This is a genomic window from Nocardioides solisilvae, assembly GCF_003194625.1.
In the GTDB taxonomy this organism is placed as follows: domain Bacteria; phylum Actinomycetota; class Actinomycetes; order Propionibacteriales; family Nocardioidaceae; genus Nocardioides; species Nocardioides solisilvae.
In genome coordinates, this window is sequence record NZ_QHKX01000004.1 from 214,578 (window position 1) to 229,547 (window position 14,970).

Consider the following 14,970-nt stretch of genomic DNA (forward strand, 5'->3'; position numbering starts at 1 on the left):
GCCTGACAGGGTGGGCGGGTGACGAGTGATCCCCGGCTGCTGGTGCTGCTCCGGCACGCCTCCGCCGAGTCGACCGCGCCGACCGACGCCGCACGGACGCTGACCCCCCGCGGGCGGGCCGAGGCCGCCGCCGCCGGCCGGTGGCTCGCCGAGCAGCGGGTGTACCCGCAGCACGCCCTCGTCTCGGGCGCGGTGCGGACGAGGCAGACCTGGGAGGAGGCCGGCGCCGCGGCGGGGTGGACGCTGGTGCCCGAGGTCGACGACGCGCTGTACGCCGCCGGGCCGGACGCCGCGCTCGACCTGGTCCGGGCGGTGCCCGAGGAGACCCGGACGCTGCTGGTGCTCGGGCACAACCCGACCATCGCCTACCTCGCCCAGCTCCTGCAGGACGGCACGGGGGAGCCGGGCCTCGTGGCCGAGATGGCCCGGGGGTACCCGCCGGCCACGGCGACGCTCCTGGCCGTGGAGGGGGACTGGGCCGACCTCGACGTGGCCGCCGCGCGGGTGGTGGGCTTCCGTGTCGGACGCGCCTGACCTGGCGGGCCGCGACGAGGTCGCGGCCCGGCTCCGCAGCTCCGGCTCGGTCTTCGCCGAGGAGGAGGCCGACCTGCTGGTGGGCGAGCTCTCGGGCCAGGACCTCGAGGCCGCGGTCATGGACCGGATGGCGGGGGAGCCGCTCGAGCAGATCCTCGGGTGGGCCGACTTCGCCGGTCTGCGGATCGCGGTGCACCCGGGCGTCTTCGTGCCCCGGCGGCGCACCCAGCTGCTGCTCGAGCAGGTGCTGGCGCACCTCCCACGGCACGGCCTCCTGGTCGAGCTGTGCTGCGGGACGGCCGCGGTCTCGACCGCGGTGGCGGCGGGGCGGGCTGACGTCTCGGTCCTCGCCTCCGACGTCGACCCGCTGGCCGTCGCCTGTGCCCGGGAGAACCTCGAGCGCTACGGCGGCCAGGTGGTGCGGGGCGACATCGCCACCGGGGTCCCCGACCAGCTGCTCGGGCAGGTCGACGTCGTGGCGGCCAACGCGCCGTACGTGCCGACCGCGCAGCTCGCCCTCATGCCCTCGGAGGCCCGGCTGCACGAGCCGCTGCGGGCGCTCGACGGCGGACCCGACGGGACCCGGGTGCAGGACCGGGTGGGCGCGGCGGCGGTGTCGCTGCTCGCCCCGACCGGGGTGGTGGTGGTGGAGGCCAGCCGGGCCGAGGCCGAGCAGACGGCCGCCCGCCTGTTGTGGCGCGGCTTCACCCCGGAGGTCGTCGTCGACGACGACCTCGACGCCACCTGCGTGGTGGGGCGCCGGGCTACACGGGAGGAGCAGGCGTGACGATCCCGGCCTCGGCGTCGGCCGCCTCGACCTCCTCCCGGGAGATGCCCAGCAGGTAGACGATGGCGTCGAGGTAGGGCACGTTGACCGCCGTGTCGGCCGCGTCCCGGACCATCGGCTTGGCGTTGTAGGCGATGCCGAGGCCGGCGGCGTTGAGCATGTCCAGGTCGTTGGCGCCGTCGCCGATCGCGATCACGGCCGCCTCGGGGACCCCGCACTCGGCGGCGAACTCCCGCAGGGCGGCCGCCTTGCCCGCCCGGTCGACCACGGGGCCGACGATGCGCCCGGTGAGGTGCCCGTCGACGACCTCCAGCTCGTTGGCCCGGGCGAAGTCGATGCCGAGGTCGGCGGCCAGCCGGTCGGTGACCTGGCTGAACCCGCCCGAGACGATCGCGAAGCGGTAGCCCAGCCGCTTGAGCGTGCGCACCATCGTGCGGGCCCCCGGGGCCAGCACGAGGTCGCGGTAGACCTCGTCCAGGGCGCCGGCCGGGACGCCCTTCAGCAGGGCGACCCGGTGGTGGAGCGACTCGGCGAAGTCGAGCTCGCCCCGCATGGCGGCCTCGGTGACGCGGGCGACCTCCTCCTCGACGCCGGCGTGGGCGGCGAGCATCTCGATCACCTCGCCCTGCACGAGCGTGGAGTCCACGTCCATCACGATGAGACGCATGCTGCGGCGCAGCAGGTTGGCGGGCTGGACCGCGACGTCGACGCCCTGGCCGGCGGCCTCGGGGGCCAGCAGGGTCCGGAGCCGCTCCGGCGAGACGCCGGAGACGTGCAGGTCGATCGCCGTCACGGGGTAGCGCGCCATGCGCTCGATCCGGTCGATGTTGGCCCCGCTGTCGGCGATCCGGCCGGTGATGGCCGCCATCGCGCCGGCCCGCAGGGGCGACCCGATCACCGTGACGTGGCTGCGCCCGGCGGCCCGGCCCCGGTTGTCGCCGGTGCCGCGCTCGACCTCGACCTGGACGCCGAGCTCGTCGCCGAGCCGGTGGACCTGCTCGGCCACCCGGCGCCAGTCCCGCGGCGCGGTGACCAGGATGCCCAGGACCAACCGGCGCCGCAGCACGATCTGCTCCACGTCGAGGACCTCGACCCCGGCGGCGGCGAGCCGCGAGAAGACCGCCGCGGTCACGCCGGGCCGGTCCTTGCCGGTGAGGGTGATCAGCAGGGTCTGCGCGGCGTCGGAGTCCATGGCACCGCCGAGGTTACTGCGCGCACCGGCGGCGCGGGCGCCCGGGATCACCCCGCGGTCGGGCGCTCCCGCGGCGGGTCGGGCCACACCTCGGGGGAGCAGGCGGCCACCAGCGCGCGGCGGGCGGCCCGGTCGAGGGGAGCGAGGGCGCCCTCGCGGCGCGCCATCTCGGAGGCGGAGACGGGGCTGCCGTGGTCCTCGCCGGCCAGCTCGACCACCGCCAGGGCCTGCACCGCGCGCGCGGCCAGGGAGACGCAGCGCTCGGGCACGCCGGGTGGCGGGTCGAGGGCGGGGAGGCGTCGCAGCTCCATCACCGCGTCGGCGAGCTCGGGTCGCCACCGGGCGACGTCCAGCTCGGCGAGGTCGTCGGCGACCGCGAGGACCGTCCCGCGCAGCTCGCGGTCCGCCTCCCCGACGTCGGGCACCGAGCGGCGGGCCGCGGGGAAGAGCTGCCAGGTGACCGACTCCCCGACGACCTGCGGGACGGCGCCCAGGCCCGCGTCGGCGGCCACGACGGCCTGCCCGGCCTCCAGGGCCGCGAGGTTGAACGACGGGGGACCACCCAGACCGAGCGGGTCGCCGTCGGCGGGGAGAGCCAGCCCCAGCGACGTCGCCCCGCGGCGGCGCAGCTGCACCAGGAGGTCGAGGAGCGTCCCTGCGCCGTCGTGCGTGCCCTGCCCGTCGCGCCCGTCCCCGGGGGCGACGGCGTGCAGCGTCCCGTCGGCCGCGAGGGCGTCGAGGACCAGGTCCGTCACCGCCTCGCCGCGCAGCCAGGCCGTGCCCCACCACGCGAGCGCAGCAGCCTCGGGAAGCGGGGTGGTCACGGGGAACGAGGCTACCTCCGGCGACCGCCCCGGCCACGGATAGGGTGACCGGCATGGTTGCCGTCCTCGAGTTCGCCGACGTCTCGGTGCGTCGCGGCGGCACCCTCCTCCTCGACGCGGTGACGTGGACCGTGGAGGACGACGAGCGGTGGGTCGTGCTGGGCCCGAACGGCGCCGGCAAGACCACGCTGCTGCAGGTGGCGGCCGCGCAGATGCACCCGACCAGCGGCGTCGCCGGCATCCTGGAGGAGGTGCTCGGCACCGTCGACGTCTTCGAGCTGCGGACGCGGATCGGGCTGACGAGCGCCGCCCTGGCCGACCGGATCCCGCGGCAGGAGCTGGTCCGCGACGTCGTGGTCTCCGCCTCGTACGGCGTGCTCGGCCGCTGGCGCGAGGCCTACGAGGAGCTCGACCACGAGCGGGCCGCGATGCTGCTCAACGAGGTCGGCGCCCTGCACCTCGCCGAGCGGACCTTCGGGACGCTGAGCGAGGGGGAGCGCAAGCGGGTCCAGGTCGCCCGCGCCCTGATGACGGACCCCGAGCTGCTGCTCTTCGACGAGCCCGCGGCCGGGCTCGACCTGGGGGGCCGGGAGGACCTCGTCTCCACGCTGTCCTCGCTGGCGATGGACCCGGACTCCCCGGCCACCGTCCTCGTCTCCCACCACGTCGAGGAGATCCCGCCCGGCTTCACCCACGCGCTGATGCTGCGCGCGGGTCGCGTGGTCGCCCAGGGCCCGCTGGACCGCGTGGTCACGGCCGAGGCGCTCTCGGAGACCTACGGCATGCCGCTGGTGCTCTCCGAGGAGGACGGGCGGTACGCCGCGCGGCGTCGTCCGGCCCGCCGCTTCGCGTGAGCGCGACACGCCCCCGTCCGTGGTGGCGGTCCCCGGGGGGCGACGGTGAACAGCTCGTTCCTGGGCACCCCCGACCTGGACGCCTGGCTCCGGGCCGAGGGGCTCGACGGGCTTCGACCGGACCGGCCCCGACGGGACCGTCCTGCGCGCCGCCGAGCTGGCCCGGGCGACGGCCACGAGCCTGCACGGCGAGTTCGCCGAGGTGGTCCGGACCGCCGACCTGCTCTGAGGGGGTAGGCCCTACTCGACTGTGACGGTCCGCGACTCGACGTACGGCTCCCCGCCCTCGCCGCCCGACGGGTCGTCCTCGAGGACCTCGATGACGTAGGTGCCGGGCTCGAGGCGCACGTCGAAGTAGAAGGGGGCGAAGGTCATCGCCTCCTCGGCGGTGGTGAAGCCCGAGTCGACCTCGCGACCCCGGTCGTCCAGGACCCGCCAGGGGACGTTCGCCTCGAACGCGCTGGCCTCGCCGTTCACCGAGACGGGGGAGGCGACCGTGGCGCCCTCGGACGGGATGTCGACGGTGACGGGGGCGCGGACCTCCTCGGCGGCGGCGCGCGTGACGGGCTCGTCCCAGCTCACCGCGCCCCAGAGCTCGCCGGCGGGCTCGCCCTCGACCAGGAGCCGCACGGAGGCGTCGGGGTCCAGCGCCTCGGTGACGGTCCAGACCAGCTGCTGGACCATCGCGGCGGCGCCGGGGGAGCCGACGTCGGCCTGTCGCGCCTCGGCGGACAGGTCCACGGTGACGACGCCGTCGGACCCGAGCTCGGCGGAGAGCACCCGGGTGGCGGGGTCCCAGCTCGTCGTGAGGTCGGGGTCCACCGGACCGGCGACCATCGCCTCGAGCGCGCCGACCGCGGGGTCGCCGGAGACCGGCTGGCTCTCGCGTGCCAGGCGCAGGCCCGCGCGGGTGTCGACGACGAAGTAGACCGCGGCCTGGTCGGCGGGACTGCCGTCGGCGGTGCCGGTGGGTTCCGCGGGCTCGTCGGACGGCGACGCCGAGGGCGACGGCGTGGCGGCCGGGCTCGAGGACGTCGCCGTGTCCCGGGCGGTCTCCTCGCCGTCGTCGTCCCCGCAGCCGGCCAGGAGGAGGCTGGTGGCCAGCGCGGCCACGGCCAGCCCGGTGGCGCGCGTCGCCGGGCGGTGGCGGGGGACGGGGCGGGAGGAGCGGCGCAGGGGAGCGGTCATGGGAGCGATGCTGCCACCCGGGACCCTCCCGGGACCGCATTGACCGCCGGTCGGCCACGACGGCACCCCTCCTACCGATAGGCTCACGGCATGGACTGGCTGCGCGACCATGCATGGGAGACGTGGCTGGGCGTCGCCGTGCTGCTCGGCGTGGCCGAGATGTTCAGCCTCGACCTGGTCCTGGTCATGCTGGCGAGCGGCGCCCTGGTCGGCATGCTCGCCGCTGTCCTCGGGCTGCCGTTCGCGGTGCAGGTGATCGCCGCCGCCGCGACGTCGCTGGCCGCGATCCTGCTGCTGCGTCCCTCGCTGGTGGCGCGGGTCCACGGAGGTCCAGAGCTCCAGCTGGGCCACGGCAAGCTCGTGGGGCGCCAGGCCGAGGTCACGCAGGAGATCAGCGGCCTGCGGACCGGCAGGATCCGGCTGGACGGCGAGATCTGGTCCGCCTCGCCCTACGACGAGACGCTCGTCATCGCCGCCGGGGAGACGGTGGAGGTGCTCGAGATCCGGGGCGCCACCGCCTACGTCCACCCGGTGCCCCGACTCAACAGCTGACACAACCCGCAACTCCTACTTCGGAACGGAGGGCCGATGGAGTTCTTCCTCGTCCTGCTTGCACTGCTGCTCGTCTTCGTGGTGGTGGTGCTGGCCAAGACGGTCCGGATCGTCCCGCAGGCACGCGCCGGCATCGTGGAGCGGTTCGGCAAGTACAAGCAGACCCTGCCGGCCGGCCTCAACGTGGTGGTGCCGTTCATCGACCGGGTCCGCTACCTCATCGACCTGCGCGAGCAGGTCGTGAGCTTCCCGCCGCAGCCCGTCATCACCGAGGACAACCTGGTCGTCTCCATCGACACGGTGATCTACTTCCAGGTCACCGACCCGGTCGCGGCCACCTACGAGATCGCCAACTACATCCAGGCGGTCGAGCAGCTCACGATGACGACGCTGCGCAACATCGTCGGCGGCATGGACCTCGAGGAGACGCTGACCAGCCGCGAGCAGATCAACTCCGGGCTGCGCGGGGTGCTCGACGAGGCCACCGGCCGCTGGGGCATCCGCGTGGGCCGCGTCGAGATCAAGGGCATCGACCCCCCGCCGTCCATCAAGGACTCGATGGAGAAGCAGATGCGTGCCGACCGCGACAAGCGGGCCGCGATCCTCACCGCCGAGGGCGAGCGCCAGTCGGCGATCCTCACGGCCGAGGGTTCCAAGCAGGCGGCCATCCTCTCCGCCGAGGGCGACCGTGAGTCGCAGATCCTGCGCGCGCAGGCCGACCGGGAGGCCGCGATCCTGCGTGCCCAGGGTGAGGGGCAGGCGATCCAGACGGTCTTCCAGGCGATCCACGACGGCCGCCCCGACCAGTCCCTGCTGGCCTACCAGTACCTCCAGATGATGCCCAAGATCGCCGAGGGGGACGCCAACAAGGTGTGGATCGTCCCGTCCGAGATCGGCAAGGCGCTGGAGGGCCTGGGGTCGACCATGAGCGAGATGGCGGGCATCCCCAAGGAGGCCACGCCCACGAAGCGCGTCGACATGGGTCCGAGCGAGCCGCAGCTGCCGCAGGTGGGCTCGTCGCAGTCCGGCTCGGGAGCCTCGAACCGCGCGGTGGAGGAGGCGATCGCGGCTGCCCAGCAGGCGTCCGCCACCCCGCCGCCCGCCGCTCCGGGCGCCTCCGGCGAGACGGGTCCCGGCGGCGCCGGTCCGTCGCAGGAGCCGCCGGTCCGGTGACGCTCCTCGAGGCGGCGCTGGTCGCCGTCGCCGGCGTCTGCGCCGGCACGATCAACACCCTGGTGGGGTCGGGAACGCTCATCACGTTCCCGACCCTCCTGGCGTTCGGGGTCCCGCCGGTCACGGCGAACGTCTCCAACACCATCGGCCTGGTGCCGGGCTCGGTCTCCGGCGCCGTCGGCTACCGCCGCGAGCTGGTCGGGCAGCGGTCCCGGGTGCTCCGGCTCGCGTCGGCCTCCGTGATCGGCGGCGTCCTCGGCGCCGTGCTGCTCCTGGTGCTGCCCGAGGGCGCCTTCGAGGCCATCGTCCCGGTCCTGGTGGTGCTGGGCCTCGTGCTCGTGGTGCTGGGCCCGCGGATCTCCCGCCGGGTCGCGGCGCGGCACGCGGAGACAGGGGGTCTGCCCCACCACGGCGCGTGGTGGGTGTGGCCGGCGATCATGCTGGCCGGTGTCTACGGCGGCTACTTCGGTGCCGCGCAGGGCATCCTGCTCATGGCGATCCTGGGGATCGGCATGGACGAGGCGCTCCAGCGGCTCAACGGGATCAAGAACATCCTGGGGGCGGTGGTCAACGGGATCTCCGGGCTGCTGTTCGCGGTGGTTGCCGACGTCGACTGGCAGGTCGTGGGGCTGATCGCCGTCGGTGCGGTGGTGGGCGGACAGCTCGGCGCCGGGATCGGCCGCCGCCTCCCCGACGTGTGGCTGCGGGCGACCATCGTCGTCGTCGGTCTGGTGGCGCTGGCCGTGTTCATGACGCGCTGAGGTCACCCCGTCGAGGTCACCCCTCGGGGTGCTGCTCCTCCTCGACCCAGGCGCCCAGCCACCGGTCCAGGGTCGCGTAGACCTCGGCCCGGGGTCCGGGGCGGGACAGGACGACGTCGTGCCGGGCCCCCTCGACCGCGACGCTCGTGACGTGCGCGCCCAGGCGCGGCGCCCAGCGGCGGATCTGCTCGACGTCGAGCACGATGTCGGTGCTGTGCACCTCGTCGCCCATCTCCACGGCGCGGCCGGTCCGCGCGGAGGAGAGCACCAGCGCGGGGCACCCGACCTCGAGGCCGCGGTGCAGCGCGGCGTGGCCCTCGCGGATCGCGCGCAGCCAGCCTGTCCGCACCGGCCAGGACTCCAGCGGCTTCCAGGCCAGGTCGAAGGACCAGTCGCCGTCGTGGTCGAGGTGCAGCGAGCGTGCGTAGAGCCCGCTGACGGTGCGTGGCACCACCACCCGGGGCGCCACCTCGCCCACGCGCTTGACGACCTCGGTCCCCACGGTGCGCATCCACCACGGGCCCTGCAGGTCGAGCCACGGGGAGTTGAGGACCATCCCCGCGAGCCCGGGCCGGCGGGCGTCCGCCCACAGGGGGAGGGTCAGGCCGCCGGTGGAGTGCGCCGAGCCGACGACCGCCTCGTGGCCGTCCCGCTGGGTGATCCGGGCGAATGCCTCGTCGATCTCGGGGAAGTACTGCCGGAGGTCGTCGACGTAGTTCGGCGTCTGGTGGCCGCGCAGCGACCTGCCGTACTTGCGCAGGTCGAGGGCGTAGAAGGTGTACCCGCGGTCGGTCCACCACTCGGCGTACTCGGTCTGGAAGAAGTAGTCGGCGAAGCCGTGCAGGTGCAGGACCGCGCAGTTGGTGGGCCCGTGGGTCGGCCGCCGCACCAGGGTGGCGACGACCGGGCCCTCCTCGTCGTGGCCGAGCTCGAGGGTCTCGACCTCGTAGGGCTCACCCAGGACGTCGACGGCGGGACCGGGCGGTACGGCGTGCATGGCGGCAGTCTTCCACCCGGACCCGGCGCGCGGGCTCAGTGCTGGTAGGTGCCGTGCAGGATCGCGCGGCCGAGCGTCTTGAAGGCAAGGTTGAAGCTCATCACCGCAGGCGAGGCGTCGGCGTCGATGCCGAGCTGGTCCTCGCCCACCGCGTGCACCACGTAGAAGTAGCGGTGCGGCTGGTCGCCCTCGGGCGGCGCCGCGCCCATGAAGCCGACCTGGCCCCCGTCGTTGCGCAGCTGGAACGACTGGCCGGGCAGCTCGCCGTCGGCGGCCCCAGCCTCCAGGGACGTGACGTCGGCGGGCAGGTCGACCAGCGCCCAGTGCCAGAAGCCCGAGGGCGTCGGGGCGTCGGGGTCGAAGCAGGTGACCACGTAGGAGCGCGTCCCCTCGGGGGCGCCCTCCCAGCTCAGCTGGGGGGAGGTGTTGCCCAGGTGGGCCACCTGGTCGTCCCGCAGCGGCTGGCCGTCGGTGACGTCCTCGCTGGTCACCGTGAACGACGGCACGGGGGGCAGGTAGTCGTAGGGGTTCGGGGCGGTCGGACGCTCGATGCTCATGCCTCGGACTGTAGCCAGAGTGCGTCCGTCCCACACGGGGAGAATGGTCCGGTGACCGACTTCTCCCCTTACCCCTCCGGCCTCCGTCTTGCCGACCGCAAGGTCGTCGTCGTCGGCGGCGGCCACGTGGCCCAGCGCCGGGTGCCGTCCCTCCTGGCGGCGGGCGCGCGGGTCACCGTGGTCTCGCCGCAGGTGACCCCCGCGATCGAGGGCATGGCCGCGGAGATCCACCTCGAGCTGCGCCGCTTCCGGCCCGAGGACCTCGACGACGCCTGGTACGTCGTCGCCGCGACCAACGACCCGCACGCCAACGAACAGGTGTCCGCGGCGGCCGAGGAACGGCGGATCTTCTGCGTCCGCAGCGACGACGCCTCCGCCGCCACCGCCTGGACCCCCGCGACCGGACGACACGGCACGGTCACGGTGGCGGTGCTGGGCAACCGCGAGCCCCACCAGTCCGCGGCGCTGCGCGACGACATCCTCAACGCCCTGCGCGACGGCCACCTCACCACGACGGGGGCGCTGGACCGCACGCCCGGCGTGGTGCTGGTCGGTGGCGGTCCCGGCGACCCCGAGCTGGTCACCGTGGCCGCGCGGCACGCCCTGGCGTCGGCCGACGTCGTCGTCGCCGACCGGCTGGCCCCGCGGGCGCTCCTCGACGAGCTGGGCCCCGGCGTCGAGCTGGTCGACGTGGCCAAGCTGCCCCGCGGGCGCAGCGCGCGGCAGGAGCAGATCAACGAGCTGCTGGTCGACCGGGCCCGACAGGGCAAGCGGGTCGTCCGGTTCAAGGGGGGCGACAGCTTCGTCTTCGGCCGCGGCTTCGAGGAGGTGCTGGCGTGCCGGGAGGCGGGGGTCCCCGTCACCGTCATCCCCGGCCTCTCGTCGTCCGTCACGGTGCCCGGCGCCTCCCAGATCCCCGTCACCCACCGGGGCGTGGCGCACGAGTTCACCGTGATCAGCGGCCACCTCCCGCCCGGCCACCCCCAGTCCCTCGTCGAGTGGCCGGCCGTCGCCGGGCTCCGCGGGACCGTGGTCCTGCTCATGGCAGTGGAGAACGCGCCGGCGATCGCGGAGGCCCTGGTCGCGGGCGGCCGTCCGGCCGGCACGCCGGTCGCGGTGGTGATGGAGGGGACGATGCCGGGGGAGCGGACCGTGCTGAGCACGCTCGGCGAGCTGGCCGCCGACCTCGTCGCCCACGACGTCCGGCCGCCCGCCATCATCGTCGTGGGGGACGTCGTCCGGGTCGCCCACCCCGACCGGTACGCCGCCCCCGACCGGGCCGCCGCAGGGGAGGGCACGGCAGAGTAGGCCCGTGGCCACCCTCCAGGAGATCGACTCCGCCGACGACCCCCGGCTGGCGGACTACCGCGACCTCCGCGACGTCCAGCTGCGCCGCAGCCTGGAGGCCGAGCACGGGCTCTTCCTCGCCGAGGGGGCGAAAGTCGTCCGCCGGGCCGTGGCGGCGGGCTTCGAGCCGCGCTCGTTCCTCATGGCGCCGCGCTGGCTCGACGGCCTGGCCGACGTCCTGGACGGCACCGACGCGCCCTGCTACGTCGTCTCCGAGGAGCTGGCCGAGGAGGTCACGGGGTTCCACGTCCACCGCGGCGCCCTGGCGTCCCTGCACCGGCGCCCGCTGCCGGACCTGGACACCGTGCTGGACGGGGTCCGCTCGGTGCTGGTGCTGGAGGACCTGGTCGACCACACCAACGTGGGCGCGGTCTTCCGGTCGGGGGCGGCGATGGGCTTCGACGCCGTGCTGCTCTCCCCGCGCTGCGCCGACCCGCTCTACCGCCGGGCCGTCAAGGTCGCCATGGGCGCGGTCTTCGCGCTGCCGTGGACGCGCCTCGACGACTGGTACGACGCGCTGCCCGCGCTGTCGGCGCGCGGCTTCACCACCGTGGCCCTGACGCTGGCCGACGACGCGGTGCCCGTGCCCGAGGCCGTGGCGGGGGTGGACCGGATCGCCCTCGTCCTCGGCTCCGAGGGGCCGGGGCTGTCCGAGCGGTGGCAGCGGAGCGCCGACCGCCGGGCGGTCATCCCGATGCAGGGCGGGATCGACTCCCTCAACGTCGCCGCGGCCAGCGCGGTTGGCTGCTACGTCGCCGCCCAGCGCTGACCGGCCCGCTCAGAGGGCGGGCAGGAACGAGTCCTGGCAGGTGTCGGGGGTCTCCACGTCGACCGACCGCAGCGGCATCCACCGCCACCACCACGGCACCGGGTCGGCGAGGCCGGAGTCGGCGGCGCGGTCCACCGACACGGTGGTGCCGGCGCGCTCGTAGGTCACCGAGGCCTCCGGGTGCTGGTGCAGGTAGGACCGGAAGGAGGGCCAGGGCAGCCGGTAGGCGGTGTCGGCGTACGCCTCGAGCCCGGCGTCGCTGCTGGCCACGACCCGGACCAGGTCCTCGTGGCCGTCCCGCAGCGGGAGGCTGTCGCGCACCACGAGGTGGTTGGACTCGCCGTCCACCAGCACGAGGTTGGCGTACATGTGCCACCCGTACGCCGACTTGAGCTCGAGGTAGGGCGTCAGCCCGTTGGCGACCACGAGCGCGGCCAGCGCGACGCCGGCCGGTCCGAGGCGCCAGGTGAGCCGGGCCCGGGGGCCGGGGCGGCGCACGGCCCAGGCGACGAGGCCGACGTAGGGCAGCCACCAGAGGAAGGAGCCCGACTCGAGCCAGGCGGCCGAGCCGACCGTCAGCGGCAGCACGTTGGCGGCCGTCACCGTGGCTCCCACGACGACGACCCCGGTCCGCAGGAGGCGACGCCCGCGCCTGCCGACCACGCCGCCGAGCGAGTCGAGGCGGGCAAAGAAGGGGTCGGCGAGGAAGAGCGCGAAGAGAGGTAGCAGCACGGCGGTGAAGTCGTAGAAGTGCTGCCCCAGGTCGAGGGAGAGGAACGTGTGGAAGGCCATCGCCAGGAGCACCCCCGCGCGCCGGGTGCGGGGGAGGAGCAGCAGCGCCGGGACGGCGAGCTCGACCGCGGCGGGCCCCCAGACGGCGAGGAGGGGCAGGAGGCCGGAGGTGCCCGCGCCCGGCAGCCCGAGCTGCCCCAGCGCCTGGTCGAGGTGGAAGGTGCCGCAGCTCGTCGCCGGGTCGAGGAAACCGGTGTTCAGCTTGGCGAAGGCGGCGAAGGAGTAGAAGCCGACCAGGACGGTCCGCGCCAGGGGCTCGAAGCGCGCCCACCGGCCGCCGGTCAGCAGGTAGCCGGCGGAGACGAGCGCGGCGAGCAGCCAGTGGTTGCCGAGCACGGGGGCCTCGAGGACGGCCGTGACCGTGACGAGGGCTGCCAGGACCAGCACGCGGCGCGGGCGCGGGTCGAGCAGGACGGCGGTCGCGACCACCCCGAGCGCGGCCAGGCCGACGCCGAGGACGTCGGGGGACGGCAGCAGCTCGCCCTGGCGGAAGTTGCCGGCGAGGTGGGCCAGGGCGGCCACCGCCCACATCCGGGCGAAGACCCGGCCCCTCAGCTCCATGCGGCCATGATCACCGCGGAGGCGACCCGGGCGCTGGCGAATGCGTCAGTCCGTGTCGGCGGGCCAGCCCGCGGGGTACTCCTCGACCGCCTTGTCGTGGGCCTTCTGCAGCTTCTTGCGCTGCTTCGTCGGGAGCCGGTCGCCGAAGACGGTGCCGAGGGTGTGGTCGGTCTCGTGCTGGAGGCAACGGGCGAGCAGCCCGTCCCCCTCGAAGGTCACCGGTGCGCCGTCGAGGCCCTGCCCGTCGACGCGCGCCCAGTCGGGTCGGGCGCACGGGACGAAGGCACCGGGGAAGGAGAGGCAGCCCTCGTCGTCCTCGTCGAGCTGGCGGTCGCGCCCCTCGGGGAGCGTCAGCACGGGGTTGCACACGAGACCGACCGTGCGCACGCCGGAGGCGTCGGGGCAGTCGAACACGAACATGGCGACGTCCTCGCCGACCTGGCAGGCGGCGAGGCCCACGCCGTCGGCGGCGTACATGGTGGCGACCATGTCGGCTGCCAGCTCTGCCAGCGCTGCGTCGAACTCCTGCACGCGCGCCTGGGGACGGTGCATCACGTCGGTCCCCCAGCGGGTGATCGGACGGACGCGTCCACCGGTGGGGAGGGGTCCGAACGGGGCGAGGGGCTCCTGCGACATGGCAGGCATCGTAACGACGTCCAGCATGTGACCTGCGACACGCCGTGTCCTGTGGCGCGGTGTGTAACTGCGAGTTACAGTTTGCGCCATGGCCCTGACTCAGCTCCTCGGCCCTGGCGGCAGGAACGGGGTGGCGTCCGGCGAGACGCGCGCTCCGCTCGGCTATGCCGTGGCGGCCCTCAGCAGGCTCGCGCAGAGCGACCTCCTCGACCGCGTCGGTCTCCGTCGCACCGCAGAGCAGGCCGTCTACACCGCCACTCGCAGCGGCTTCCGCACCGCCGCGGCCGCCGGTCGCACCTTCGCCCGCAAGGGGCGCCGCGAGACGGGCGTGCGGGTGCCCAGCGCGACCGCCACCGGGCGCTTCGACCTCACCCCGACCGAGGACGAGCAGATGCTCGTCGACGTGGTCTCCGAGTATGCCGCCGAGGTGGTGCGGCCTGCCGCCGGCGAGGCCGACGACGCCTGCGCGGCCCCCGAGGAGGTGCTGCGGGCGAGCCTCGAGATCGGGGTGCCGATCCTGGGCGTGCCCGAGTCGCTGGGCGGGATCACCGAGGAGCGCTCGGCCATGGCCGGGACGCTGGTCGCCGAGGCGCTGGCCAAGGGGGACATGGGCATCGCCGTCGCCGCCCTGGCGCCCGGCGCGGTCGCGACCGCGCTCTCGCTGTGGGGCACCGACGAGCAGCAGCAGACCTACCTGCCCGCGTTCACCGGCGACGAGGTCCCCGCCGCGGCGCTGGCGCTCGCCGAGCCGCAGGTGCTCTTCGACGCCATGGCGCCGCGCACGTCGGCACGACGCGAGGGCTCGGGCTTCCGGCTGACCGGCACCAAGTCCGCGGTGCCGCGCGGGGCCGAGGCGGAGCTGTTCGTGGTCGGGGCGGAGCTCGACGGCAAGCCCGCCCTCTTCCTCGTCGAGTCCGACGCCGCCGGCATCGAGGTCGTCGCCGACCCGTCGATGGGGGTGCGGGCCGCCGGCCTCACCCGGCTCGAGCTCACCGACGTGCCGGCCGAGCTGCTCGGCGAGGCCGACGGCACGACGTACGCCGAGTGCGTGCGGCTCTCGCGCCTGGCCTGGTGCGCCCTCGCCGTCGGGACCGGTCAGGCCGTCCTCGACTACGTCATCCCCTACGTCAAGGAGCGGGAGGCGTTCGGCGAGCCCGTGGCCCACCGCCAGGCGGTCGCCTTCATGGTCGCCGACATGGCGATCGAGCTGCAGGCGATGCGTCTCGTCACGTGGCGCGCGGCCTCGCGGGCCGCCCAGGGCAAGGAGTTCGCCCGCGAGGTGGCGCTCGCTCGGCGGCTCTGCGCCGACAAGGGCATGAAGATCGGGCTGGACGGCGTGCAGCTGCTCGGCGGACACGGCTTCGTCAAGGAGCACCCGGTGGAGCGGTGGTACCGCGACCTGAGGGCCCTCGGCGTGATGGAAGGAGGCGTCCTCGTCTGAGGACG

At 74.7% G+C, this 14,970-nt stretch carries 16 protein-coding genes; 9 read left to right on the plus strand and 7 right to left on the minus strand.

Going from position 1 to position 14,970, the window contains the following annotated elements; all coding sequences use genetic code 11:
* The first annotated feature begins 18 nt into the window (after window positions 1-18).
* Both DNK53_RS16295 and DNK53_RS16300 read left to right on the plus strand, forming a co-directional pair.
* Window positions 19-534, plus strand: coding sequence for a SixA phosphatase family protein (locus DNK53_RS16295; protein ID WP_110183376.1), 516 nt, complete (start codon window positions 19-21; stop codon window positions 532-534).
* Complete coding sequence (locus DNK53_RS16300) at window positions 518-1,321, plus strand: putative protein N(5)-glutamine methyltransferase (protein ID WP_204163983.1); 804 nt, start codon at window positions 518-520, stop codon at window positions 1,319-1,321. The genes DNK53_RS16295 and DNK53_RS16300 overlap by 17 nt, the downstream gene beginning before the upstream one ends.
* Here the strand turns inward: DNK53_RS16300 and serB are convergent.
* Both serB and DNK53_RS16310 read right to left on the minus strand, forming a co-directional pair.
* A complete protein-coding gene (gene serB, locus DNK53_RS16305; protein ID WP_110183581.1) occupies window positions 1,299-2,513 on the minus strand; it encodes a phosphoserine phosphatase SerB in 1,215 nt (404 codons plus the stop codon). The genes DNK53_RS16300 and serB overlap by 23 nt on opposite strands.
* Before the next feature lie 47 nt (window positions 2,514-2,560).
* Window positions 2,561-3,337: a hypothetical protein gene (locus DNK53_RS16310; protein WP_110183377.1), complete on the minus strand. Its 777-nt coding sequence runs from the start codon at window positions 3,335-3,337 to the stop codon at window positions 2,561-2,563.
* 53 nt (window positions 3,338-3,390) lie between these two features.
* Here DNK53_RS16310 and DNK53_RS16315 point away from each other — a divergent pair, with 53 nt between their 5' ends.
* Complete coding sequence (locus DNK53_RS16315) at window positions 3,391-4,191, plus strand: ABC transporter ATP-binding protein (RefSeq protein WP_110183583.1); 801 nt, start codon at window positions 3,391-3,393, stop codon at window positions 4,189-4,191.
* 240 nt (window positions 4,192-4,431) lie between these two features.
* Here the strand turns inward: DNK53_RS16315 and DNK53_RS16325 are convergent, their stop codons facing one another.
* Window positions 4,432-5,379 carry a Gmad2 immunoglobulin-like domain-containing protein gene (locus DNK53_RS16325; protein ID WP_162599988.1) on the minus strand — a complete coding sequence of 316 codons (948 nt, stop codon included), beginning with the start codon at window positions 5,377-5,379 and terminating at the stop codon, window positions 4,432-4,434.
* A 90-nt stretch (window positions 5,380-5,469) separates the two neighbouring features.
* On the opposite strand from DNK53_RS16325, the gene DNK53_RS16330 reads away from it, so the two are divergent.
* Genes DNK53_RS16330 through DNK53_RS16340 form a run of 3 tightly spaced genes read left to right on the plus strand, consistent with a single transcriptional unit; the run spans window position 5,470 to window position 7,865 of the window.
* Window positions 5,470-5,931 (plus strand): NfeD family protein, encoded by a 462-nt coding sequence (locus DNK53_RS16330; protein ID WP_110183379.1) that lies wholly within the window; start codon window positions 5,470-5,472, stop codon window positions 5,929-5,931.
* Window positions 5,932-5,967: 36 nt separating this feature from the next.
* Complete coding sequence (locus tag DNK53_RS16335) at window positions 5,968-7,104, plus strand: SPFH domain-containing protein (RefSeq protein WP_110183380.1); 1,137 nt, start codon at window positions 5,968-5,970, stop codon at window positions 7,102-7,104.
* Window positions 7,101-7,865 carry a sulfite exporter TauE/SafE family protein gene (locus DNK53_RS16340; protein WP_110183381.1) on the plus strand — a complete coding sequence of 255 codons (765 nt, stop codon included), beginning with the start codon at window positions 7,101-7,103 and terminating at the stop codon, window positions 7,863-7,865. Before DNK53_RS16335 ends, DNK53_RS16340 begins: the two co-directional genes overlap by 4 nt.
* A gap of 16 nt (window positions 7,866-7,881) precedes the next feature.
* Here the strand turns inward: DNK53_RS16340 and DNK53_RS16345 are convergent, their stop codons facing one another.
* Together DNK53_RS16345 and DNK53_RS16350 are read right to left on the minus strand one after the other, a co-directional pair.
* Entirely contained in the window at window positions 7,882-8,862 is a 981-nt protein-coding gene (locus tag DNK53_RS16345) for an alpha/beta hydrolase (protein WP_110183382.1), read from the minus strand.
* 35 nt (window positions 8,863-8,897) lie between these two features.
* The gene (locus DNK53_RS16350; RefSeq protein ID WP_110183383.1) at window positions 8,898-9,419 is read right to left on the minus strand and encodes a YbhB/YbcL family Raf kinase inhibitor-like protein; all 522 of its coding nucleotides are present in this window, start codon (window positions 9,417-9,419) and stop codon (window positions 8,898-8,900) included.
* 51 nt (window positions 9,420-9,470) lie between these two features.
* Between DNK53_RS16350 and cobA the strand changes: the two genes are divergently transcribed.
* Both cobA and DNK53_RS16360 read left to right on the plus strand, forming a co-directional pair.
* Window positions 9,471-10,727, plus strand: coding sequence for a uroporphyrinogen-III C-methyltransferase (gene cobA, locus DNK53_RS16355; RefSeq protein WP_110183384.1), 1,257 nt, complete (start codon window positions 9,471-9,473; stop codon window positions 10,725-10,727).
* A gap of 4 nt (window positions 10,728-10,731) precedes the next feature.
* Window positions 10,732-11,535: a TrmH family RNA methyltransferase gene (locus DNK53_RS16360; RefSeq protein ID WP_110183385.1), complete on the plus strand. Its 804-nt coding sequence runs from the start codon at window positions 10,732-10,734 to the stop codon at window positions 11,533-11,535.
* A 9-nt stretch (window positions 11,536-11,544) separates the two neighbouring features.
* Here DNK53_RS16360 and DNK53_RS16365 read toward each other — a convergent pair whose 3' ends face one another.
* Together DNK53_RS16365 and def are read right to left on the minus strand one after the other, a co-directional pair.
* On the minus strand, window positions 11,545-12,888 hold the full coding sequence (locus DNK53_RS16365) for a hypothetical protein (protein ID WP_110183386.1): 1,344 nt from the start codon (window positions 12,886-12,888) through the stop codon (window positions 11,545-11,547).
* Between the two features lie 45 nt (window positions 12,889-12,933).
* A complete protein-coding gene (def, locus tag DNK53_RS16370; RefSeq protein WP_239456602.1) occupies window positions 12,934-13,524 on the minus strand; it encodes a peptide deformylase in 591 nt (196 codons plus the stop codon).
* A gap of 88 nt (window positions 13,525-13,612) precedes the next feature.
* On the opposite strand from def, the gene DNK53_RS16375 reads away from it, so the two are divergent.
* Window positions 13,613-14,965, plus strand: a complete 1,353-nt coding sequence (locus tag DNK53_RS16375; RefSeq protein ID WP_110183387.1) for an acyl-CoA dehydrogenase family protein — start codon at window positions 13,613-13,615, stop codon at window positions 14,963-14,965.
* Window positions 14,966-14,970: the final 5 nt, after the last annotated feature.

What these genes read in the sequence shown, in the direction of transcription:
- DNK53_RS16350 (WP_110183383.1), bottom strand. Translation starts at nt 9,419, where the DNA reads ATGAGCATCGAGCGTCCGACCGCCCCGAACCCCTACGACTACCTGCCC.
- DNK53_RS16315 (WP_110183583.1), top strand. Translation starts at nt 3,391, where the DNA reads ATGGTTGCCGTCCTCGAGTTCGCCGACGTCTCGGTGCGTCGCGGCGGC.
- serB (WP_110183581.1), bottom strand. Translation starts at nt 2,513, where the DNA reads ATGGACTCCGACGCCGCGCAGACCCTGCTGATCACCCTCACCGGCAAG.
- DNK53_RS16345 (WP_110183382.1), bottom strand. Translation starts at nt 8,862, where the DNA reads ATGCACGCCGTACCGCCCGGTCCCGCCGTCGACGTCCTGGGTGAGCCC.
- def (WP_239456602.1), bottom strand. Translation starts at nt 13,524, where the DNA reads ATGTCGCAGGAGCCCCTCGCCCCGTTCGGACCCCTCCCCACCGGTGGA.
- DNK53_RS16375 (WP_110183387.1), top strand. Translation starts at nt 13,613, where the DNA reads ATGGCCCTGACTCAGCTCCTCGGCCCTGGCGGCAGGAACGGGGTGGCG.
- DNK53_RS16335 (WP_110183380.1), top strand. Translation starts at nt 5,968, where the DNA reads ATGGAGTTCTTCCTCGTCCTGCTTGCACTGCTGCTCGTCTTCGTGGTG.
- DNK53_RS16325 (WP_162599988.1), bottom strand. Translation starts at nt 5,379, where the DNA reads ATGACCGCTCCCCTGCGCCGCTCCTCCCGCCCCGTCCCCCGCCACCGC.
- DNK53_RS16330 (WP_110183379.1), top strand. Translation starts at nt 5,470, where the DNA reads ATGGACTGGCTGCGCGACCATGCATGGGAGACGTGGCTGGGCGTCGCC.
- DNK53_RS16365 (WP_110183386.1), bottom strand. Translation starts at nt 12,888, where the DNA reads ATGGAGCTGAGGGGCCGGGTCTTCGCCCGGATGTGGGCGGTGGCCGCC.